This window comes from Lentzea sokolovensis (genome assembly GCF_033949975.1).
GTDB classification, from domain to species: Bacteria; Actinomycetota; Actinomycetes; order Mycobacteriales; family Pseudonocardiaceae; genus Lentzea; species Lentzea sokolovensis.
The window spans coordinates 880,441-900,940 of the sequence record NZ_JAXAVU010000014.1 but is presented as its reverse complement, the minus strand read 5'-3'; the positions used below and the strand labels follow the sequence as shown (position 1 = coordinate 900,940).

The window sequence follows — 20,500 nt, the reverse complement described above, 5'->3', positions numbered from 1 at the left end:
TCCTGTGTACTCCGGGGCCTCGTACTCTGATCGGGTGGTCGCACCCCCCATCGCGCCGGAATCGCCGGAATTGCCCGCGCGCAGGCGAAAAGTGAGCACTCCGGTGCTGTCGCGCATCGCACTCGCCGTCGCCGGCGGCGTGCTGGTCTACCTGAGCTTTCCGCCGCGCCCGCTGTGGTTCCTGGCGCCGGTCGGGTTCGCGTTGCTCGCGCATGTGATCTACGACAGGCGTGCGCGCGCAGGCTTCGGGTACGGGCTGCTGTTCGGGCTCGGCTTCATGGTGCCGCTGCTGCGGTGGACCGGTGAGTTCGTCGGGCTGATCGCGTGGCTGCCGCTGGCGTTCGCGTGCGCGCTGATGATCTCGATCGGCACGGCGGCGATGGCGTTCGCGTCGCGCGTGCCGGGGTGGCCGCTCTGGGCGGCGTGCCTGTGGGTGGCGGACGAGGCGCTGCGCGGGGTGTTCCCGTTCGGTGGGTTCACCTGGGGAAAGATCGCCTTCGGGCAGCCGGAGGGCTGGTTCCTGCCGCTCGCCTCGCTCGGCGGGGCGCCGCTGGTGACGTTCGCGGTGGTGCTGACCGGGTTCGGGCTGTTCTGGCTCGTGAAGAACTGGAAGCTCGGCCTGCCGCTGGTCGTCGTGCCGCTGGCGGTAGGCCTGGTGGTGCCCGTGGGGGTGGACGCGTCCGCCGGGACGGTCACCGTCGCCGCGATCCAGGGCAACGTGCCGCGCGCCGGGCTCGACTTCAACTCGCAGCGCCGGGCCGTGCTCGACAACCACGCGAAGCGCACGCTCGAACTGGCCGCGGACGTGGCGGCGGGCAAGGTGAAGCAGCCCGACGTGGTGATCTGGCCGGAGAACTCGTCGGACATCGACCCGTTCCGCAACAGCGACGCCGCCGCGGTCATCGACAGGGCGGCGAAGGCGATCAAGGCGCCGATCGCGGTGGGCGCCGTGGTCGTCGACAAGAGCGACGGGCTGCCGCGAAACCAGGTGGTGCTGTGGGACCCCGAGAAGGGGGCCACGGACACCTACACGAAGCGCAAGCTGCAGCCGTTCGGCGAGACCATGCCGATGCGGTCGTTCTTCCGGCTGTTCGCGTCCGAGGTCGATCGGGCGGGTGTCTTCCAGCCCGGCACGGACCCGGAAGGTTTCGTCATGGGACCGGCGAAGGTCGCGATTGACACATGTTACGAAGTGGCGTTCGACTCAGTGGTCCGCGACTCCGTGACGGCCGGCGCGACGATCATCGCGATCCCGACGAACAACGCCACGTTCGGCTACACGGAGATGACCTACCAGCAGCTTTCCATGTCCAGACTGCGTGCGGTGGAGCACGGACGGGCCGTGGTCGTGGCGGCCACCTCAGGCGTCAGCGGGATCGTCGAACCTGACGGTTCCGTCACTCAGAAGACTGGGCTTTTCGAGCCGGGTGCCCTGGTCGCGACACTGCCGCTGCGGTCACAGACTACGCTGGCGACTTGGCTAGGAGCCTGGCCCGAGTGGGTGATTGCCGCTGCGGGCCTTGTGGCGTTGGCGCTGGGCTTCACCCGACGACGGAAGGACTCGAATGGCGCGGCAGCCTGACCAGGAACTCGGGCAGGTGCTGGTGGTGATCCCGACGTACAACGAGCGGGACAACATCGGAAAGATCGTCAAGCGACTGCACACGGCACTGCCCGACGTGCACGTGCTGGTGGTCGACGACGGCAGCCCCGATGGCACCGGCCAGCTCGCCGACGAGATGGCGGCCGCGGACGACCGGGTCCACGTGATGCACCGCACCGAGAAGGCCGGTCTGGGCGCCGCGTACGTCGCGGGCTTCCAGTGGGCGCTGGAGCGGGACTACGGCGTCATCTGCGAGATGGACGCCGACGGCTCGCACGCACCGGAGCAGCTGCACCGGCTGCTCGACGCGCTGCCGAAGGCCGACCTGGTCCTGGGTTCGCGCTGGGTGCCGGGCGGCGAGGTCGTGAACTGGCCGGCGCAGCGCAAGTTCCTGTCGCTGGGCGGCTCGCTGTACTCGCGGCTCGCACTGGGCGCGAACATCCGCGACATGACGGGCGGCTACCGGGCGTTCCGCGCGGACACCCTGCGCAAGCTGAACCTCGCCTCGGTCGCGTCGGCCGGCTACTGCTTCCAGATCGACCTGCTGTGGCGGACGCTGGAGCTGGGCTTCCGGGTTCGCGAGGTGCCGATCACGTTCCTGGAACGCGAGTTCGGCGAGTCGAAGATGAGCGGCAACATCGTGCGCGAGGCGCTGATCCGCGTGACGAAGTGGGGTCTGCGCCGCCGCGGGAACCAGGTCAAAGCCCTGTTCACCGGCAAGAAGAAGTAGACCGCCCGGCGCTTCGGACCGTTCTTCACGGACGGTCCGAAGTGACGGCCGTCATCTCCAGTACTTCCCGTCCGACGGGCACACGTGGCCGGTGCCGTCGCACGAGGTGCAGTCCCCGAACGTCCACTGCACCTTGCCGTTGCCCTTGCAGGTGTCGCAGCGAATGGTGCTGCCGTGACACTTCCCGCAGTTCGCGGGTCTGCCATTCCAGGACACTGTTTCCTCCAGGGATTCGTTGGTGAATCCCCTGTCGGGAAGAGCCCCGCGAGCGTTCCCGATCCGGGAAAGATTCGTGGTCGAAGGTACTGAGCCGACTTCAGGAGCAGGCCTTACCGTTGTTCCCATGGGCCTCGCCGACCGGATGATCCGCCTGCTCTGGGTGGTCGGCGGCGAGGACGTGGCGGCACGGATCCTGCGCACGCATTGGCGCCTGCTGCCGGCTGACGACCCGCTGGGCCGCGCGTTGCGGTCGCGGCTGGTGGAGGCGTTGCGGGCCGAGTTGCCGGGGCACGACGCGCAGATCCGCGAGGCCGTGCTGGTCGACGAACTCACGCTGCTCAACGCCGCCGAGCGCGTGCGGCCGAGCAGGGCGGCGGTGCTCGAGATCGTTCGTGCTTTGGCCGGCTCGTGAACGGGTATCACCCTGGCATGACGCTGGTATCCGAACGCCATCCGGTTCGCGCTCTCGGGCTCTTCGCGGGCGCCGTGCTGGTGACCGCCGTGGTGGGGTCGCTGTTCTCCGTGTCGGCCGGATCGACGTACATGGCTCTGGAGCAGCCTTCCTGGGCGCCGCCCGCGTGGCTGTTCGGTCCGGTGTGGACGACGCTGTACGTGATGATCGCGGTCGCGGGCTGGCTTGCCTGGCGCGCGGGAGCGACCCGGAACGAGTTGGCGTTGTTCGGCGTGCAGCTGGTGCTGAACGCGGCCTGGACGCCGTTGTTCTTCGGGCTCGGGTGGTTCTGGGTGGCGTTCGCCGAGATCCTGGTGCTGTGGCTGGCGATCGTCGCGGTGATCGTGGCGTTCTGGCGGCGGAGCAGGGCCGCCGGGGCGCTCCTGGTGCCCTATCTGGCGTGGGTGAGCTTCGCGGCGGCCCTGAACGTGTCGATCGCGGTCCTGAACTAGCTGATAGTCGTCTTTTGGCGCGGCACGAACTCGCGCAGCACCTCCATGCCGGTCATCGCGGGCGCGCCGGACGGCTCCGGGCCGAGCACGCGGGCCAGGATCGGGCCGAGCACCTCGCGGAAGAAGCGGTCGGCGTGCTCCTTCGACTCCCACACGGCGATGACCCGGAACTCGCCGTCGGCCCGGCAGGCGTAGCGGGCGCGCAGGCCGTCGGGGGTGGCCGCGCCCATCACCTGGTCGAGCTGGTCGAGGGACTGGATGGGCGGGGTCGCGATGGTGAGCCACATGGGGTCCTCCTCGGTCGGTGTGCTCCCAAGGTAGGAAGTTCGCGCTGGTCAGCCATCCGCCGGAGTACTCGGTGCGGTACTCATCCACGCCGCGATCTGGCTGCGGGTGCTGAAGCCGAGCTTGGTGAGGATGTGCTGGACGTGGTTCTGGGCGGTCCGCTCGGAGATCACCAGCCGGCGCGCGATCTGCCGGTTCGTCATGCCCTCGGTGACCAGTGACGCGACCTCGTGCTCGCGGCCGCTCAGTTCGGTCGTGGTGAACGCGGTCATGCCCAGCGTGCGGATCGCACGGTCGGCGGCGCGGTGCACGGCGTCGGCGTCACGGCCTGCCGCGCGCAACGCGGCCGCGAGGTGCCAGCGGGCCTCGGCGGCGAACGCGGGCGCGCCGGCGCGGGAGGCCTCGTCGACGGCGGCGGTGAGGTCCGCGACGGCCTGCTCGTGGTCGCCGAGTGCCAGGTGACCGCGGCCCAGCGCGAGGGTGACCGGGCCCATGTACGCGACGCCGTTGCCGGCCGCGTGCTCGCCGCGGAACTCCGCGAGACGGGGCAGGATCAGCCGCAGGTCCTCGGTCAGCCCCAGGCCCGACGTCACCAGGACGGCGTCGACCAGGCCGGGCAGCACGAAGAACGCGGGCAGGTCCCACTCGGCGATGGGGCCGGACCGGCGGTAGAAGTCCAGGGCCTCGTCGCGGAAACCCGCGCGCAGCAACAGGAACGCCCGCGTGAGCTTCGACATCAGCCGGAACCGCGGTGGCGGGTCGTGGAAGTGACGGGCCAGCGCGAGGCCGTCCTCGGTGACGCCGAGATGACAGGAAAGCCCGCACTGCAAAGCGAAGTAGGCGCCTGAAGCCGGTTCGCGCTCGATCACCCGCATGCGGTCGTAGGCTCTGCGGCCGACCTCCTGGGCCTCGGCGAAACGGCCCTGTGCCTGGGCGAGACACGCCGTCACGACGTCCAGGTGCCACAACGGGACCTGGCCACCGACGCGTTCGCAGGCCAGCTTCAGGGCCGGGAGTTCTTCTTGTGCGGCAGCGAGTTCGCCGCTCTCGACCAACGCGTGGATGCGCCACAGCGAGCCCCACATCGCACCGCGCGGGCTGTGCGTGCGGTGGGCGAGGTCGATCATCTCGGTCGCCAGGTCGAGGCGTTCGGCACGTCCGGCCGGGCCTGGGCACGCCTCCTGCCTGGCGTGCAACGCTTCGGCGAGCGCACGATCGTCGCCGCGGGCCAGCCTCAGCGCCTCCCGGCTGAGCTCGTCGAGCCGGTGCTGCTCGCCGCGGTAGAACGCGAGGTGGCTGCGCTGGGCCAGCAGCCGGGCGCGGGTGGCCGGGCCGACGTCCTGGCGAAGGGCGTTGTCGCACAACGGGGTCGCGACCGCGTTGACGCCCGCGCCGGGTGCGGCTTCGAGGACCAGGGCGGCCTCCGCGATCTGCTCGGGCGACGAGGCCAGCTCAGCCGCGCGCTGGGCCGCCTGGACACATCCGGCGAGGTCCCCGGCGAAGTAGGCGGCTCTGCCCAGCGCCACCTGGATGTCGTGGCTGTCGTCCAGTTCGGCGGCGGCGCGGTAGAGACGCACGCCTTCCTCGTAGGCGAGCCGGACCACCGCGTCCTGCGCCGCACGGATCGTCCACGCGCGGGCCTCTTCTGTTTCGCCGCAAGCGTTCCAATGCCGGGCCACGTCGGAATAGCGCGTGCTGCTCGTCATCGCCTCGGCGATCCGGCGGTGCAGCGCGCGGCGTTCGGCCGGGGTGAGCGCGGCCTCGACGGCGTCGCGGGTCAGCGCGTGCACGAACCGGTGCCCGGTCGCGTCGATCAGCGTCGTGGCCTCGTCCAGCGCGCTGATCGGCAGTCCGGAGGCCCTGGCGGCCAGGTCGAGGTCGAAGTCGCGGCCGATCAGCGCGGCCGTCTTGACCAGCTCGCGGGCGTCGGGACAGAGCCGGCCCAGGCGGGCGGTGACGATGTCGCGGACGCTGCGCGGTGGCTGGTCCGCGCGCCACGTGCCGTCGCCGACCGCGCGGGCGATCTCCGTGACGAACAACGGGTTCCCGCTGGTCAGCTCGGTGATCGTGGCCGCGTGCTCGGTCCCGACCAGCTCCGCGACCTCGTCGGGGGACAGGCCGTGCAGGTCGATCCGGTCGGCCGAGCGCATGAGGTCCGCGACGGCCGGGCACGGATCGCGGAAGGTCGCGAACAACAGCACGTTCCGCAGTTGCGTGGCGAGATGAGCGAGCACGAGCAGTGACGCCTCGTCGGCCCAGTGGACGTCCTCGACGATGATCACCAGGCCGTCGCGGTCCAGCGCGGTCGCGATCGCGTCGAACACCCGGAACCTGTCCTGCGGCACCTCGGCGTCGTGCGCGAGCACGAGATCAGGATCCGCGCCGGTCGCCTTCAGCACCTGCCGCCACGGCCAGAACGCGGGCGCGCCGGCGGTTTCGACGCAGTGCCCCCACACGACCTCCCGGCCGATCGCGAGCGCGTGCCCGGCCAGTTCCTGGGCCAGCCGCGTCTTGCCGATGCCCGGCTCGCCGCCGCACAGCACCAGCCGCCCGGTCTCCGCCGCCAGCCACGACCGCGCCGCGGCGAGCTCACGGCCACGCCCCACAACCCTCACGCCTGGATGTCGTCCACGCCGGGAACCTCGTTTCCGTCAAATAGCCGGATAAATGGCTGGCGACGTCGCGGACGGTCCGGCAAGGTGGTCCGCATGCGCCGCTATCGCAGCTATCCGCCCAGCTCAGGCTCTCCGTCGTGACGCCGTAAGGCCTCACCGACGTCGAGAGCCGCCCGCCCGTGCGAACGGGTCAGGGCGGCTTTTTCGTGCGCCAGAAATGCGCACGACAATGGTGGAGATGGGGCTGTGGAGCCCCGCCCGTCTGTAAAACGGGAGCCCCGTGCAGAGTCGGTTCGACTCCGACCTCCACCACCAGCCGTTGCGCCACCGGGGTGAACCCCGGCAACGACCCCCGCTCCGCTCACGACCTAACTAGCGGAGGAAGGGGACACCATGTCCATCGACGTTCAGCAACCTCGCGCGCTCGGCCTGGTCGGGAGCCGCGTCCACATCGCCGGCACCGCGGGCGGGGCGTTCGAGGCCCAGTTCGGCTACCGGATCCACGAGGGCCACGACGAGGTGGTCGGCGGGTTCACCGCGGGGGACGGGGTCGGCGGCCACGGCCAGTTCCAGGTCCAGGTCGACGTGTCGGGGGCGTCGTTCGCGCTCGACCGGCTCTTCGTCGAGGTGTTCTGGGTGTCGCCGCAGGACGGCGCCGAACTCGACAAGGTCATCGTGCCGGTGGTGTACGGGCCGCGGATCGTGCCCGGTTACCGGGTGTACCAGGAGTACGTGATCAAGGCCGGTGACACGCTGTGGTCGATCGCCACGCAGTTCTACGGCTCCGGCAACACCTACACGCGGCTGGTGCGGGCCAACCCGCACGTCATCACGGACCCCAACGTGATCACCCCGGGGAGCGTGATCCGGATTCCCCAGTCCTGATGTGACCCTCTGGGACGATCGGGAGTTCAGGAAGTTCTGGCTCGCCAGGCTGGTCTCGACGGCCGGGTCCGCGGTGTCGGGTGTCGCGCTGCCCGTCCTCATGTACTCGCTCACCGGCAGCGCCGCGTACACGGGAGCGCTCGCGGCGCTGACCGCGGCGCCGTACCTCGCGTTCGGGCTCGTCGCGGGCGCGCTCGTCGACCGCACGCACCGGCGCACGGTCATGGTCGTCACCGACCTGGTCAGCGCCGGGCTGCTCGCCAGCGTGCCCGTGGCGTCGGCTCTGCACGCGCTGACCCCGCTGCACCTCCTGCTGGTCGCGGCGGGGGTCGCGAGCGTCGGTGTCTGGTTCGACGCGGCCACCTTCGGTGCCGTGCCCGCGCTCGTCGGCAGCGAGAACCTCGTCCGGGCCAACAGCGCCATCTGGAGCACGGCCACCGCCGTGCACGTCGCTGCGCCGTCGGTCGTGGGAGTGTTGTTCGCGATCCACGGGCCGGCCGGGACGATGGCGCTCGACGCGGTGAGCTTCGCCGTGTCCGCGGCGCTCGTCCGCACGATCCTGCGGCCGCTGCACCTGACCCGGCCGCCGCGCACCTCCCTCAAAGCGGACATCCGGGAGGGACTCGACTTCCTGTGGAGGGAGCCCACAGTCCGGCTCTTCCTCGCCTTGGGTCTCGGTCAGGCGGTCGCGGGCGGCGCCGTGTCCGGGCTGCTGGTGGTCTACGCCTTCCGGGTGTTCGAGGTGCCGCAGAACGACGTGCGGATCGGCGTGTTGTTCAGCGCGCTGGCCGCCGGGTCGTTCGTCGCCACGGTCCTCATGCCCGCGATCAGCGACACCTGCGAACCCCGCCGCACCACCACGATCGGACTGACCGCCGGGGTGGGGGTGATGGGGTTGCTGGTGGGGGCGCAGCTCTGGTGGCTCGCCGTGCTGGGCACCGCCCTGTGGGGTCTGACCTCGACGATCGTGATCGTCAACGGCATCACGGTGCGTCAGCTGCTGTCCCCTGATCATCTTCAGGGCAGAGTCAACCTGGTGGGGCGCATGATGACGTTCGGGGTGGGGCAGCCCGTCGGGGCGCTGGCCGGGGGAGTCCTGGCCGACGCGCTGTCGGTGCGCACCGCCCTGGTGATCACGGCGTTACCGCTCGTGTTCGCCGCGGGGCTCGCGTGGTCCCGGGTGAACGCCGAGCGGGGTGGTGAGTTGGGACACGGGCTCAAGTGATGCTGTGCCGAGGACCTGGTGGCTTGTTGGTTTCATACAAACCACGCTGCTCAACTCGCTTCGATCTAGCGGTTTTCCTACCGGGTAGTAGACGAGAGTGTGTACATCGATTGGGCGGCGTTTGCCGCTGAGGTCGTAATGTCCGCGAGGAGCCAAGTCGTTGTTCAGTCGTGTAGCGATCGTCAACCGCGGGGAAGCCGCTATGCGGCTGATCCACGCCGTCCGTGAGCTCGCCGCCGAGTCAGGGGAACGGATCGAGACCGTCGCCCTGTACACCGATGTCGACAAGTCCGCGCCCTTCGTCAGGGAAGCGGACCTCGCCTACAACCTCGGCCTGGCGGCTGACCGTCCGTACCTCAATCTAGAGGTCCTGGAGAGGGCACTCGTCGAGACGAAGGCCGACGCCGCGTGGGTCGGCTGGGGCTTCGTCGCCGAGATCCCCGAGTTCGCCGAACTGTGCGAGAAGGTCGGCGTCGCGTTCGTCGGCCCGTCCGCCGAGGCCATGCGCAAGCTCGGTGACAAGATCGGCTCGAAGCTGATCGCCGAGGAGGTCGGTGTCCCCGTCGCGCCGTGGTCGCGCGGTGCCGTCACGGACCTGGAGCACGCCCTCAAGGTGGCCGAGGAGGTCACCTACCCGTTGATGCTCAAGGCGACCGCCGGTGGTGGTGGCCGGGGCATCCGCAAGATCACCTCCCCCGCGGAGATGGAAGAGAACTTCGAGCGCACCAGCCTGGAGGCCGCGCGCGCGTTCGGCTCCGGCGTGATGTTCCTGGAGCGCCTGGTCACCGGCGCCCGGCACGTCGAGGTGCAGGTCATCGCCGACGGCCAGGGCACGGCGTGGGCGCTCGGCGTCCGCGACTGCTCGGTGCAGCGGCGCAACCAGAAGATCATCGAGGAGTCCGCGTCGTGCGTGCTGGAGCCGCACCAGGTCGACGAGCTGAAGGCCTCGGCCGAGCGGCTCGCGAACGCGGTGGGCTACCGCGGCGCGTGCACCGTCGAGTTCCTCTACCACCCCGGTGAGAAGCTCTTCGCGTTCCTCGAGGTCAACACCCGCCTGCAGGTCGAGCACCCGATCACCGAGATCACCACGAGCTTCGACCTGGTCAAGGCGCAGCTGCACGTGGCGGGTGGCGGCAAGCTCGAAGGCGACAAGCCCGTCGAGCTCGGTCACGCGGTCGAGGCCCGCCTGAACGCCGAGGACCCGGACCGCGACTTCGCGCCGTGCCCCGGCACGATCGTCCGGCTGGAGCTCCCGGCCGGCCCCGGCATCCGCGTCGACACCGGCGTGGCCGAGGGCTCGCAGATCCCCGCCGACTTCGACTCGATGATCGCGAAGATCATCGCGTACGGCCGCACCCGTGACGAGGCGCTGGGCAAGCTGCGCCGCGCCATGGCCGAGACGACCGTCATCATCGAGGGCGGCACGACCAACAAGAGCTTCGTGCTCGACCTGCTCGACGAGCCCGCCGTGATCGACGGCTCGGCCGACACCTCGTGGATCGACCGCGTCCGCGCCGAGGGCGGCCTGATCTCGCACCGCCACTCCGCCATCGCCCTGGCCGCTGCCGGCATCGAGGTGTACGAGGACGAGGAGCAGATCAACCGCTCCGAGCTGCTGGCGTCCTCGCGTGGCGGCCAGCCGCGCACGAACCACGAGGGCGCGGTCAAGCTGGAGTTCGTGCTGCGCGGCCAGCCCTACCTCGTGAACGTCGCCCGCATCGGTGCCGCGAAGTACCGCGTCGGCGTGTCCGCCGCGGACTCCGACACCGTGCTGACCGGGGACGTCGACGTCGAGCGGTTCGACCACCACGTCGGCCAGATCACCGTCAACGGCGAGCGCTTCCGCGTCGTCACCGGCACGCACGGCGTGGTTCACCAGGTCGAGGTCGACGGGGTCACCCACCGCGTCACCCGCGACGAGGGCGGCGTCCTGCGCTCGCCGATGCCCGCGCTCGTCGTCGCCACACCGCTCGCGGTCGGCGCCGAGGTCGAGGCCGGCGCGCCGGTGCTCGTGCTCGAGGCGATGAAGATGGAGACGGTGCTGCGCGCGCCGTTCCGCGCCCGCCTCAAGGAGCTCAACGTCGTCGTCGGCACCCAGGTGCCCGCCGGTGGCGCGTTGCTCAAGCTGGAGGAGATCGAGGACGAGGCCGGCGCCGTCGAGGAGCAGAAGTCCGAGTCGGCGGTCGAGCTGGAACTGCCCGCGCCGCGCACGGACGTCCGGCCGGAGGAACTCGTCGCTCGTGGCCTAGACGACCTGCGCAACCTGTTGCTGGGCTTCGACACCACGGCCGCGGACACCGAGCGGGTGCTGACGGACTACATGGGCGCGCGGCACGACCTGCTGGAGCGGCCGCTCGTGCAGGAGGCCCAGCTGCTCGGCATCTTCGCCGACCTCTGCGACCTCTCGCGCAACCGTCCCGCCGGTGAGGAGACCAAGCCGGAGAACCACATCCACTCTCCGCGCGAGCACCTCCACACGTACCTGAAGACTCTGGACGCCGACCGCGCGGCGCTGCCGGAGGGCTTCCGCGCCCGCCTGCAGAACGTGATGGGCCACTACGGCATCACCGAGCTCGACCGCACGCCGGAGCTGGAGCAGGCCGTCTTCCGGATCTTCGTGGCGTCGCGCCGGGGCGTGTTCGACGCGGCCGTCGCGACGACCCTGCTGCGCCAGTGGGTGCAGGAGGCGCCGCCGGTCGAGTCCGAGCAGGTCCAGATCGGCCTGGTGCTGGAGCACATCGTCGCCGCGACGCAGGTCCGCTACCCGGCGGTGGCCGACCTCGCCCGCAGCGTCGTGTTCACCTGGTTCGCGCAGCCGCTGGTGCGCCGCAACCGCGCCCGCGTGCACAGCGAGGTCCGCAAGCACCTGATCCACCTCGACGCGCAGCCGCAGGCCGCGGACCGCGAGGAGCGGATCGTGGCGATGGTGGCGTCGGCCGAACCGCTGGTGCGGCTGCTCGGCCAGCGCATCGGCAAGCCCGGTGCGGACAACACCCCGTTGCTGGAGGTGCTGGCCCGCCGCTACTACACGAAGAAGGCGCTGGAGAACCCGCGCGTGAACGGGGCGTTCTTCATCGCGGAGAACGAGCCGGAGCAGACGCGGCTCATCTCGACCGCGGTGGAGTTCCCGTCGCTGATCGACGCCGTCGGCGACGTCGTCAAGCACGGCACCGGCAGCGCGGTCGTCGCGGACCTCTACGTCAACTGGGCCGACGGCCCGTCCGACCAGGACGAGATGGCCGCCGGTCTGGGCGCCGCACTGGCCGCGCACCAGCTGCCGCCGACGATCACCCGCATCACCACCACGGTGGCGGGCCGTCGCGGCGAGTCGATGCACCACCACTTCACGTTCCGCCCGTCGTCCAACGGGTTCGCGGAGGAGAGGCTGGTGCGCGGGCTGCACCCGCGCATCGCCGAACGCATGCAGCTCGAACGGCTGCGCGAGTTCGACCTCACCCGGCTGTCCTCTGTGGACGAGGACGTCTACCTGTTCCGCGCCGTGGCCAAGGCGAACAAGTCCGACGAGCGGCTCGTGGCGCTCGGCCAGGTCCGCGACCTGACGCCGTTGCGCGACGACGAGGGCCGGATCGTGGCCCTGCCCGCCGCCGAGGACGTGCTCGCCACGTGCCTGGACGGCATCCGCAGGGCTCGCGCGCAGTCCGGTGGCCGCACTCGGCTGGCCACCAACCGCGTGGTGCTCTACGCGTGGCCGCCCACCGAGCTCGGGTCGAAGGACCTGGACGCGATCGGTCAGCGCGTGCTGCCGACGACCGCGGGCCTGGACCTGGAAGAGGTCCTGTTCCTGGCGCGCCGCAGGGATCCCGTGTCCGGTGACATCACCGACATCGGGGTGCGGATCGCGAACGACGCCGGGGCCGGTGTGCGGTTCTCGTTCGTGCAGCCCCCGACGGCCCCGATCCAGCCGCTCGACGACTACCGGCAGAACGTCCTGCGCGCCCAGTCGCGCGGCACGATCTACCCGTACGAGCTGGTCGACATGCTCGTCGGCGACGGCGGGTCCTTCGTGGAGCACGACCTGGTCGAGGGCGCACTCGTGCCCGTCGACCGCCCGCGTGGTGGCAACAAGGCCGGCATCGTCGTCGGTGTGGTGACCACGCCGACCCCGGCCTACCCCGAGGGCATGAAGCGCGTCGTGCTGCTGGGCGACCCGACGAAGTCCCTGGGCGCGCTGGCCGAGCCCGAGTGCTCGCGGGTGATCCACGCCATCGACCTGGCCGAGGAGCTCTCCGTTCCGCTGGAGTGGTTCTCGCTCTCGTCCGGCGCGAAGATCTCGATGAACTCCGGTGTCGAGAACATGGACTGGGTGGCCGCGGCGCTCAAGCGGATCGTCGAGTTCACGCAGGACGGTGGCGAGATCAACGTCGTCGTCAACGGCATCAACGTCGGCGCCCAGCCGTACTGGAACGCCGAGGCCACGATGCTCATGCACACCAAGGGCATCCTGGTCATGACCCCGGACTCGGCGATGGTGCTGACCGGCAAGCAGGCGCTCGACTTCTCCGGTGGCGTCTCGGCGGAGGACAACTACGGCATCGGCGGCTACGACCGCGTCATGGGCCCGAACGGCCAGGCGCAGTACTGGGCCCCGAACCTGCGGGCGGCGTTCGACGTGCTGCTGGGCCACTACGAGCACAGCTACATCGCGCCGGGCGAGGTCGGACCGCGCCGAGTGTCCACTTCGGACCCTGTCGGCCGTGACGTCTCCTCGTACCCGCACGTGGTGGGGGACAGCCCGTTCAACACGGTCGGCGAGATCTTCTCGATCGAGTCGAACCCGGACCGCAAGAAGCCGTTCGACATCCGCACCGTCATGCGGGCGTTGTCCGACCAGGACCACGACGTGCTGGAGCGCTGGGCCGGCATGGCCGACGCCGACACCGCCGTCGTCCAGGACGTGCACCTCGGCGGCATCCCGGTGACGCTGCTGGGCGTCGAGTCGCGCGGAGTGTCGCGCACCGGCTTCCCGCCCACCGACGGCCCGGACACCTACACGGCCGGCACGTTGTTCCCGAAGTCGTCGAAGAAGGCGGCCCGCGCGATCAACGCGGCCTCGGGCAACCGCCCGCTGGTCGTGCTGGCGAACCTGTCCGGCTTCGACGGCTCGCCGGAGTCGATGCGGGAACTGCAGCTGGAGTACGGCGCCGAGATCGGCCGCGCGATCGTCAACTTCCGCGGCCCGATCGTCTTCACGGTGATCTCGCGGTACCACGGCGGCGCGTTCGTGGTCTTCTCCAAGGCCCTGAACCCGTCCATGACGGTGCTCGCGGTCGAGGGCTCCTTCGCCTCGGTCATCGGTGGCGCGCCCGCCGCGGCCGTGGTGTTCGCCCGCGAGGTCGACGGCCGCACGGCCAACGACCCGCGCGTGAAGAAGCTGGAGTCCGCGGTGGCCGAGGCGTCCGGTGCCGAGCGGGCGGCGTTGACCGGCGAGCTGGTGACGACGCGGCAGAGCGTGCGGACCGAGAAGCTCAACGAGATGGCCGCCGAGTTCGACCGGGTGCACAGCGTGCAGCGCGCGGTCGAGGTCGGGGCGGTCGACGCGATCATCTCGGCCGCGCAGTTGCGGCCGGCGATCATCAAGGCGATCGAGGACGGTCTCGCGAAGTAGCCTCTAGGATCAGGCCCGGTCATCCCGTTGGGTGGCCGGGCTTTTTCCTTGGGGGAGGAAATGATCGTGAACTCCGCGCTCGCCGCTGCTCTTGATTCCCAGTCCGACGACTCGGAGCGGCTGCTCGCCGCGCTGGCCGATCACGGGGTGTTCGTGCCCGTGCAGGCGAGCGGCTCCGTGCTCTTCGCCACGGGCGCGGATGGAGGCCCCGCGATTCCCGGCTTCGTCAGCGAGGCGTGCTGCGCCGACCAGTTGCCGCAGGCCGCCGGTGCCGTGCACTGCGATGTGTTGCGACTGCTGGACATCGCGAAGCAGACCGGTGTCGACATGCTGTCGCTGCACTCGTTCGGCGGCTGGGCCCGCGTGCCGGTGCCGTTGCTGCGCCGGGCGATGCGCGAGCGCGGCCGCGACGCCGCGGGGGAGTGGTTGCAGCTTCGTCCGTCCACACACGCGCTGGCCATCGCGCTGCGGCAGGCGCTGGTGCGGCGGATCGCGGAGTTCCCCGCGATCAGGACGGTCTGGGTGTCGAACGCCCGGTGGCGCGACACCGGCATGGAGCACCTGATGCTGCACTTCGCGGTCGACGAGCCGATCCCGTCGCCGTCGGTGAAGCGGTTGATGGACGTTCTGCTGACCGAGGAAGTCGAGATCGGCGAGGAAGATCCGCAGCTGGGCACGCTCGCGCTGAACACCAAGACCCACGCCGGCAACCTGGCCGAGCTGGAAACGCTGGGCCTGGACCCGGTGCGGGCGCCACGGCCGAAGAGGTGGTGGCGCCGCTCGTGATCACTCGTTCGTCACGCCGAACGGGACGTGCACGCACGGCACGGTCTGGATCAGGTGCCCACGCTGGTCGTCGAAGAAGATGTGCGGCTTGAGCACGTCCAGGATCGGCGCCTTCTTCAAGCCTCCCAGGAAGAACGCGTCGTTCACCGTCAGCCCCCAGGCCTTGAGGCTGTTGATCGCGCGCTCGTGAGCCGGAGCGGACCGCGCGGTCACCACCGAGACCCGGATGCGGTCCTCCGCCTGGCGCTGGATGCGGTTCACGCCCGCGAGGAAGTTCCTCAGCGGCCCGGGATCCAGTGGTGTGACGACGTTCGTGGCCTCGTGCTGCTGGAACTGGTCGAGCCCGCCGCTCTGGTAGATCCGCTCGGACGCGTCGTCGGCTAGGACGCCGTCGAAGTCGAACGCGATGCGCAGCGCCGGATCGTCGTCGTCCTGGAACGACGACTTGAGCACCTGGCCGGCCGGCATTCCCGCCAGCGTCGCCTTGCGGACGTCGTTCTCGTTGGCGGACAAGAACAACGACATGTTCAGCGCCGGCATGAACTCGTGCGGTGCCCGGCCCTCGGTGAAGATCGCGCGGGTGATCGTGAGGCCGTGGTGGGCGGCTGACCTCAAGATGCGCAGGCCCGTGTCGGGGGAGTTGCGCGACAGCACGATCACCTCGACCAGCGGTGCCAGCGCGTTGAGTCGCAGCAGGCGGCGGATGAACGGGAACGCGACGCCCGCCGCGAACGGTTCGGTGAGGTGGGCTTCCTGGTAGGCGCGGTAGGCCTGTTCTCCCTCGGTCGAGAAGACGGCGTCGGACGCGGTCAGGTCGAACAGAGCGCTCGACGCGACGCCTACGACCAGCAGGTTTTCCAGGCTGGGAGCCACATCACGGATCGTAGCCGCCCGGTTCGCGCTTTTCTGGTACGGTCGTACTAATGTACTGGGTGGTGCTGATCGCGTCGGGGGTGCTGGAGGCCGTGTGGGCCACGGCGCTCTCGGCGTCGAAGGGTTTCCGCCGGCCGTGGCCGGTGGTGGTGTTCGCCGTGTCGATGACGCTGAGCGTCGTCGGACTCGCGTGGGCGATGCGCGGGATCCCGGTCGGCACGGCGTATGCGGTGTGGGTCGGTGTGGGGGCCGTGCTCACGGTGCTCGTCGCGGTGCTGCGCGGTGAGGAGAAGCTCGGGGTGGCCAGGGCGTTGCTGCTCGTCGCGTTGATCGGCTGCGTCGCGGGCCTGAAGGTGGTGAGCTGATGTACTGGGCCGTGTTGCTGGGAAGCGCCGTGCTCGAAGCGGTGTGGGCGACGGCGTTGTCCCAGGGGGCCTACGTGCTCTTCCTGGTCGCCGCGACGCTGAGCATGGTCGGGCTTTCCTTCGGCATGAAGCGGATTCCGGTCGGGACCGCCTACGCCGTGTGGGTCGGCATCGGTGCGGCGCTGACCGTGACGTGGGCGATGATCACCGGCGAGGAGACGCTCTCCGCGTGGAAGATCGTGTTCCTCACCGGGATCATCGCCTGCGTCATCGGGCTGAAGTTCCTGAAGTCAGGAGCCTCAGGCGTTGATGGTCCACCGCTGGTTGGCGGTGGCGGCGCAGTCCCAGAGCTGAAGCCTGGTGCCGTCGGCGGAGCTGTTGCCGGTGGCGTCGAGACACCTTCCTGACGCCGTGTTGCGCAGCTGGCCGTTGGACTCGGAGGTCCACTGCTGGTTGCCGGAACCCGTGCAGTCCCACAGCTGGGTCACCGCGCCGTTGGCGGTACCCGACGCGTCGAGGCACTTGCCCAAGGCGCGCAACGTGCTTCCGTTGCGAGTCCACTGCTGGGCGTTCGTGCCGTTGCACGTGTAGAGCTGCACCGCGGTGCCGTTGGCCGAGTTCGCCGCGGCCACGTCGACGCACTTGCCGCCGAAGCCGGTGATGGTGCCACCGGTCGGAGGCTGGGGGTTGCCGTTGCCGGCGGTCTCCCAGATGGCGTTGAGCAGGCTGGTGCTGCCGGTCGTGTCCTGGGAGAGCTCCCAGTTCATGATGCCGCCTGCGTTCGACAGCGCCCACGTCGTCTTGCGCTTGATCGTCGGGATGCCGTTGTACTGGTTGCCGTTGTAGCTGTCGCGGTTGGCGTTGGCCGGGTCCTGCGCGACCAGGTCGCGGTAGGAGATGTAGGTCGGCCGGCTGTAGAACGGCACACCGAGAACGGCCTTGCTCGCAGGCAGTCCGCGGTTCTTCCAGAAGTTGACGGAAGCGATCGACCAGTCGTAGTTCGCGTGCGGGCTGCCACCGTCGTAGGCCATGATGTTGAGCCAGTCGACGATGCCGAACACCGCGGGCTGCACGCCGTTCGCCGTGCCGCCCTCACTCACGACCGCGGCCGTGAGCAGCTTGCCGCGGCTGTGCAACTGGTCGCCGAGCTGACGCATCAGCAGGGTGTAGTTGTCGCCCTCCGCGCCCGGATCCGGGTACTCCCAGTCGATGTCGACACCGTCGAGGTTGTACTGGTTGACCAGGTTGATCAGCGCGTTGACGAACGTCGTGCGACCGTTCGCGCTGGCCGCCAGGATCTCGAAGTTGTCGTCGTTGCCGTCGTTCCAGCCACCGACCGCGATCGAGACCTTGACGCCGTTCTGGTGGCCGAGGCTCACCAGCTGCTGCAGCTTGCCGGGGTCCGGCAGGCCCTGGAGCGTGCCGTTGGAGTTCGGCAGCACGAACGAGTAGTTGATGTGCGTGAGCTTGCTGTACTGGATCGAGCTGACGTTGCCGGCCCACGACGGCATGTAGCCGACGCTCTTGAACCCGGCGGGGTAGGCGGCCTGCGCGGCAGGCGCCATGACTGTCAATGTCGCCGCGGCGGCGGCCAGCGCGAGGCCGGCGGCACCGAGGCGTGAACGGAATGAACGCATTGCAGGGGAGGCCTTCCACTTCGTCGAGCGCCCACCGCGACGTTAGTGGTCTAGACCGGTTGCTGGAAGATCAACTCGCGACCGGAACTGGTTCCGGTCGGTTTCGGCGAATCATCGGAGGTGTGAGGCGCCGTTGACGTCGATGATCGTGCCGCTGGCCCACAGCGCGTTCTCCGTGGCCAGCCACGCGACGGCGGCGGCGACCTCGTCGGGTTCGGCCACGCGCCCGAACGGGCTCTGCGACCGGATCCGCTCGCCCTCGGGACTGGCGAGGAGGTCGGTGACCATGTCGGTCCGCACGAATCCCGGCGCGACGCCCGCGACCGCGATGCCGCGCGGCGCCAGGGACTGGGCGAGCGACTGGGTCATCGCGTGCAGACCGGCCTTCGCCGCGCCGTACGCGGGGGCGTCGGGCTCACCCCGGTAGGCACCCCGCGAACCGACGTTGATGATGCGGCCGCCCGTGCTCATGTGCCGGACCGCGTGCCAGGCGAGGTCGGCGGGGCCGTACAGGTTGAGCTCGATCGTGCGGCGCCAGGCGTCCTGCCACTCCTCGAAGCTCGTCGTGGCGACGGGGTGGTGGAAGTAGATCCCCGCGTTGTTGACCAGGACGTCGAGACCGCCGAGCTTCTCGGCGGTCTCGCTCACGACCTGCCCGGCCCGGTTCGCGCCGAGGTCGCCCTGGACGGTCACGTGGCCGTCGCCGGGCAGGCTCGCCGCCACGGCCTGGGCCTCGTCCGCGCCGGAGCGGTAGTGGACGGCGACCTGGTGGCCGCTCGCCGCGAGGGCGTGGGCGATGGCGGCGCCGATGCCGCGGGAGGCTCCGGTGACGAGTGCGCGTCGAGTCATGCCGCCATCATCCCTGGCTGTTGATCAGCCACTTGCCGTTCTGCTGCACGAACGTGAACGTCGGCGTCTCGGTCATGGCGACGTTCCCACCCTGCATGTACTGCAACGTCACGGTCACGGCGTTGTCGCCCTGCGGAACGAAGTTCGACAACTGCACCGAGGTGTAGCTGCGCCAGAACGACTGGTAGCCGTCGTAGGTCAGCCCGCGCCCGGCCTTGAAGCTGTCGGTGAGCAGGGTCCAGCCGGTCTGCAGGTCGCCGGGGATCAGCGCGTAGTAGGCGGTGATCGCCTCCTGGGCGTTCTTCGGCCCGGCGGGCGGCTCCGGCTGGCCCTGGCTCGGCGTGCCGGCCGGAGGGTTCGTCTGGGAGTTCTCCGGTGGCGGGGTCTGGCTGTTCGCCGGTTCCTGCGGCTGGGTCTGACCCGACGTCGGCTGGCTCGACGGGGTGCTCGCGCCGGTCTGGCTGCCGGTCGGCGGCTGGGCGTTGTTCTGGTTGCCGTTGCCCTTGGGCCACAACAGGAACGATCCGACACCCACGGCCAGCACGAGGAGAACGATCGCGATGGGGACCAGCGGGAACTTGCGGCGGTTCTCGTCGGGTTCCGCAGGGGGCGCGGGCGGAGGGCTGACGGGGAGAACCGGCGTGGGAGGCTGCGCCGCGGTCTCGCGGACCGGCGGGGTCACGATCGGGGCTGCCTCCGGCGCCTTCTCCTCGGCGGGAGCAGGTGCCTCCGCCTTCACCTCGGCGACCGGTGTCGTCGCCTCAGGTTCCGGCGTCGCTTCGGGCTCGGGTGCCGCTTCCGGTTCCGGTGCCGGCTCGGGTTCGGGCTCTGCCTTGGGCGGGGCGGTCAGACCGGCTGCCTCCACGGCCGCCGCGCCCGCGATCAGGCCCGCCGCGGCGGCCGCGGCCTCCTGCTTCGCCTTCTCCTCCGGCTGCGCCTCGGCCGGGAGCTTGACCGTCGCCGGGATGACCACGGTCGCCTGGGAGGCCTGCGGCGTCTCGTTCACGACGGCGGCCAGCAGGTGAACGGCCTCCTGCATGCTCGGACGGCGCTCGGGGTCGTTCGCGAGCAGCCGGAACAGCACGGGGGACAGCAGGGGGCCCGCGTTGGCGGGCGGCATGATCGAACCGCCGGCGACGCGGTGCAGCATCACGAGGTTGTTGTCCGCCGTGCCGAACGGCGGGCCGCCCTCGACGGCGTTGTAGAGCGTGGCGCCGAGCGAGAAGACGTCGGAGGGGAGACCGGCGTCCTCGCCGCGGGCGACCTCGGGGGAGAAGAAGGCGGGGGTGCCGACGGTGCCGGTCGCGGTGGCGGTGCCGTCGTCGTCGGTGGCCCGGGAGATGCCGAAGTCGGTGATCTTGACTTCCTGGTCGCCGATCAGGACGTTGCCGGGCTTCACGTCGCGGTGCTGGATGCCGTGGCGGTGCGCGGCGGCCAGTGCGGCGGCGGTGTAGCACCCGATGCGGGCCACCTCACGGGGTGGCAGCGTGCCCTGCTCGGTGATCACGGCCGCGAGACTGCGGGAGGGGAGGTACTCCATGATCAGCCACGGCCGGCCGTCCTCCTCCACCACGTCGTAGACGCGGATGGCGTTCGGATGCTCCAGGCGCGCGGCGAGGCGGGCCTCGCGCATGGCCCTGGCCTTCGCGCGGGCCACCCTGGCTTCGTCGAGGCCGTCCAGCGCGAGCAGTTCCTTGGCCGCGACCACGCGGTGAAGCTGCTCGTCGTAGGCCTGCCAGACGACTCCCATCGCGCCCTGGCCGACCTTCTGCTTCAACTGGTAGCGGCTTCCGATGAGCCTGCTGCTGTCCTCCACGCGGGTGCTCCCGTCCCCTCTGATCACTCACAAGTGTGACGGTTGCCGCGTTCGTGGTTGACTGTAACCCCATCTGGGGGTAC

Annotated in this window: 16 protein-coding genes and 1 tRNA gene; 11 read left to right on the top strand and 6 right to left on the bottom strand. The window is 70.2% G+C overall.

What is annotated here, in order from left to right; translation table 11 throughout:
• The first annotated feature begins 34 nt into the window (after window positions 1-34).
• The 4 genes from lnt (at window position 35) to SK854_RS38045 (ending at window position 3,455) form a co-directional block, all read left to right on the top strand.
• Window positions 35-1,582, top strand: coding sequence for an apolipoprotein N-acyltransferase (lnt, locus tag SK854_RS38060; protein WP_319980003.1), 1,548 nt, complete (start codon window positions 35-37; stop codon window positions 1,580-1,582).
• On the top strand, window positions 1,566-2,333 hold the full coding sequence (locus tag SK854_RS38055) for a polyprenol monophosphomannose synthase (RefSeq protein WP_319980002.1): 768 nt from the start codon (window positions 1,566-1,568) through the stop codon (window positions 2,331-2,333). Before lnt ends, SK854_RS38055 begins: the two co-directional genes overlap by 17 nt.
• A 343-nt stretch (window positions 2,334-2,676) precedes the next feature.
• On the top strand, window positions 2,677-2,964 hold the full coding sequence (locus tag SK854_RS38050; protein WP_319980001.1) for a hypothetical protein: 288 nt from the start codon (window positions 2,677-2,679) through the stop codon (window positions 2,962-2,964).
• Window positions 2,965-2,981: 17 nt separating this feature from the next.
• Window positions 2,982-3,455: a TspO/MBR family protein gene (locus SK854_RS38045; protein WP_319980000.1), complete on the top strand. Its 474-nt coding sequence runs from the start codon at window positions 2,982-2,984 to the stop codon at window positions 3,453-3,455.
• Here the strand turns inward: SK854_RS38045 and SK854_RS38040 are convergent.
• Complete coding sequence (locus SK854_RS38040) at window positions 3,452-3,742, bottom strand: hypothetical protein (protein ID WP_319979999.1); 291 nt, start codon at window positions 3,740-3,742, stop codon at window positions 3,452-3,454. The two genes, SK854_RS38045 and SK854_RS38040, sit on opposite strands and share 4 nt — an antisense overlap.
• Window positions 3,743-3,790: 48 nt before the next feature.
• Complete coding sequence (locus SK854_RS38035; RefSeq protein WP_319979998.1) at window positions 3,791-6,355, bottom strand: ATP-binding protein; 2,565 nt, start codon at window positions 6,353-6,355, stop codon at window positions 3,791-3,793.
• Between the two features lie 231 nt (window positions 6,356-6,586).
• On the opposite strand from SK854_RS38035, the gene SK854_RS38030 reads away from it, so the two are divergent.
• The 5 genes from SK854_RS38030 to SK854_RS38010 all read left to right on the top strand — a co-directional run bounded on the left by SK854_RS38030 (window position 6,587) and on the right by SK854_RS38010 (window position 14,877).
• Window positions 6,587-6,670 (top strand) — tRNA-Tyr (locus SK854_RS38030).
• Between the two features lie 78 nt (window positions 6,671-6,748).
• Window positions 6,749-7,240 carry a Gmad2 immunoglobulin-like domain-containing protein gene (locus tag SK854_RS38025; protein WP_319979997.1) on the top strand — a complete coding sequence of 164 codons (492 nt, stop codon included), beginning with the start codon at window positions 6,749-6,751 and terminating at the stop codon, window positions 7,238-7,240.
• 1 nt (window position 7,241) lies between these two features.
• Window positions 7,242-8,465, top strand: coding sequence for an MFS transporter (locus tag SK854_RS38020; RefSeq protein ID WP_319979996.1), 1,224 nt, complete (start codon window positions 7,242-7,244; stop codon window positions 8,463-8,465).
• 160 nt (window positions 8,466-8,625) lie between these two features.
• The gene (locus SK854_RS38015) at window positions 8,626-14,091 is read left to right on the top strand and encodes an ATP-binding protein (RefSeq protein ID WP_319979995.1); all 5,466 of its coding nucleotides are present in this window, start codon (window positions 8,626-8,628) and stop codon (window positions 14,089-14,091) included.
• A 66-nt stretch (window positions 14,092-14,157) separates the two neighbouring features.
• Complete coding sequence (locus tag SK854_RS38010; RefSeq protein WP_319979994.1) at window positions 14,158-14,877, top strand: hypothetical protein; 720 nt, start codon at window positions 14,158-14,160, stop codon at window positions 14,875-14,877.
• Here SK854_RS38010 and SK854_RS38005 read toward each other — a convergent pair whose 3' ends face one another.
• Window positions 14,878-15,750, bottom strand: a complete 873-nt coding sequence (locus SK854_RS38005; RefSeq protein WP_319979993.1) for a 5'-nucleotidase — start codon at window positions 15,748-15,750, stop codon at window positions 14,878-14,880.
• A gap of 50 nt (window positions 15,751-15,800) precedes the next feature.
• Between SK854_RS38005 and SK854_RS38000 the strand changes: the two genes are divergently transcribed.
• Window positions 15,801-16,115: a DMT family transporter gene (locus SK854_RS38000; RefSeq protein ID WP_319979992.1), complete on the top strand. Its 315-nt coding sequence runs from the start codon at window positions 15,801-15,803 to the stop codon at window positions 16,113-16,115.
• The gene (locus SK854_RS37995; protein ID WP_319979991.1) at window positions 16,115-16,522 is read left to right on the top strand and encodes a DMT family transporter; all 408 of its coding nucleotides are present in this window, start codon (window positions 16,115-16,117) and stop codon (window positions 16,520-16,522) included. The genes SK854_RS38000 and SK854_RS37995 overlap by 1 nt, the downstream gene beginning before the upstream one ends.
• On the opposite strand, the gene SK854_RS37990 is transcribed toward SK854_RS37995, so the two are convergent.
• The 3 genes from SK854_RS37990 to SK854_RS37980 form a co-directional block, all read right to left on the bottom strand.
• Window positions 16,415-17,752, bottom strand: a complete 1,338-nt coding sequence (locus tag SK854_RS37990) for a glycosyl hydrolase family 18 protein (protein WP_319979990.1) — start codon at window positions 17,750-17,752, stop codon at window positions 16,415-16,417. The two genes, SK854_RS37995 and SK854_RS37990, sit on opposite strands and share 108 nt — an antisense overlap.
• 111 nt (window positions 17,753-17,863) lie before the next feature.
• Window positions 17,864-18,601 carry an SDR family NAD(P)-dependent oxidoreductase gene (locus tag SK854_RS37985; protein WP_319979989.1) on the bottom strand — a complete coding sequence of 246 codons (738 nt, stop codon included), beginning with the start codon at window positions 18,599-18,601 and terminating at the stop codon, window positions 17,864-17,866.
• Window positions 18,602-18,608: 7 nt separating this feature from the next.
• On the bottom strand, window positions 18,609-20,417 hold the full coding sequence (locus SK854_RS37980; protein ID WP_319979988.1) for a serine/threonine protein kinase: 1,809 nt from the start codon (window positions 20,415-20,417) through the stop codon (window positions 18,609-18,611).
• Window positions 20,418-20,500 lie beyond the last annotated feature (83 nt).

What these genes read in the sequence shown, in the direction of transcription:
- SK854_RS37985 (WP_319979989.1), bottom strand. Translation starts at nt 18,601, where the DNA reads ATGACTCGACGCGCACTCGTCACCGGAGCCTCCCGCGGCATCGGCGCC.
- SK854_RS38050 (WP_319980001.1), top strand. Translation starts at nt 2,677, where the DNA reads ATGGGCCTCGCCGACCGGATGATCCGCCTGCTCTGGGTGGTCGGCGGC.
- SK854_RS38045 (WP_319980000.1), top strand. Translation starts at nt 2,982, where the DNA reads ATGACGCTGGTATCCGAACGCCATCCGGTTCGCGCTCTCGGGCTCTTC.
- SK854_RS38040 (WP_319979999.1), bottom strand. Translation starts at nt 3,742, where the DNA reads ATGTGGCTCACCATCGCGACCCCGCCCATCCAGTCCCTCGACCAGCTC.
- SK854_RS38055 (WP_319980002.1), top strand. Translation starts at nt 1,566, where the DNA reads ATGGCGCGGCAGCCTGACCAGGAACTCGGGCAGGTGCTGGTGGTGATC.
- SK854_RS37990 (WP_319979990.1), bottom strand. Translation starts at nt 17,752, where the DNA reads ATGCGTTCATTCCGTTCACGCCTCGGTGCCGCCGGCCTCGCGCTGGCC.
- SK854_RS38000 (WP_319979992.1), top strand. Translation starts at nt 15,801, where the DNA reads ATGTACTGGGTGGTGCTGATCGCGTCGGGGGTGCTGGAGGCCGTGTGG.
- SK854_RS37995 (WP_319979991.1), top strand. Translation starts at nt 16,115, where the DNA reads ATGTACTGGGCCGTGTTGCTGGGAAGCGCCGTGCTCGAAGCGGTGTGG.
- SK854_RS38025 (WP_319979997.1), top strand. Translation starts at nt 6,749, where the DNA reads ATGTCCATCGACGTTCAGCAACCTCGCGCGCTCGGCCTGGTCGGGAGC.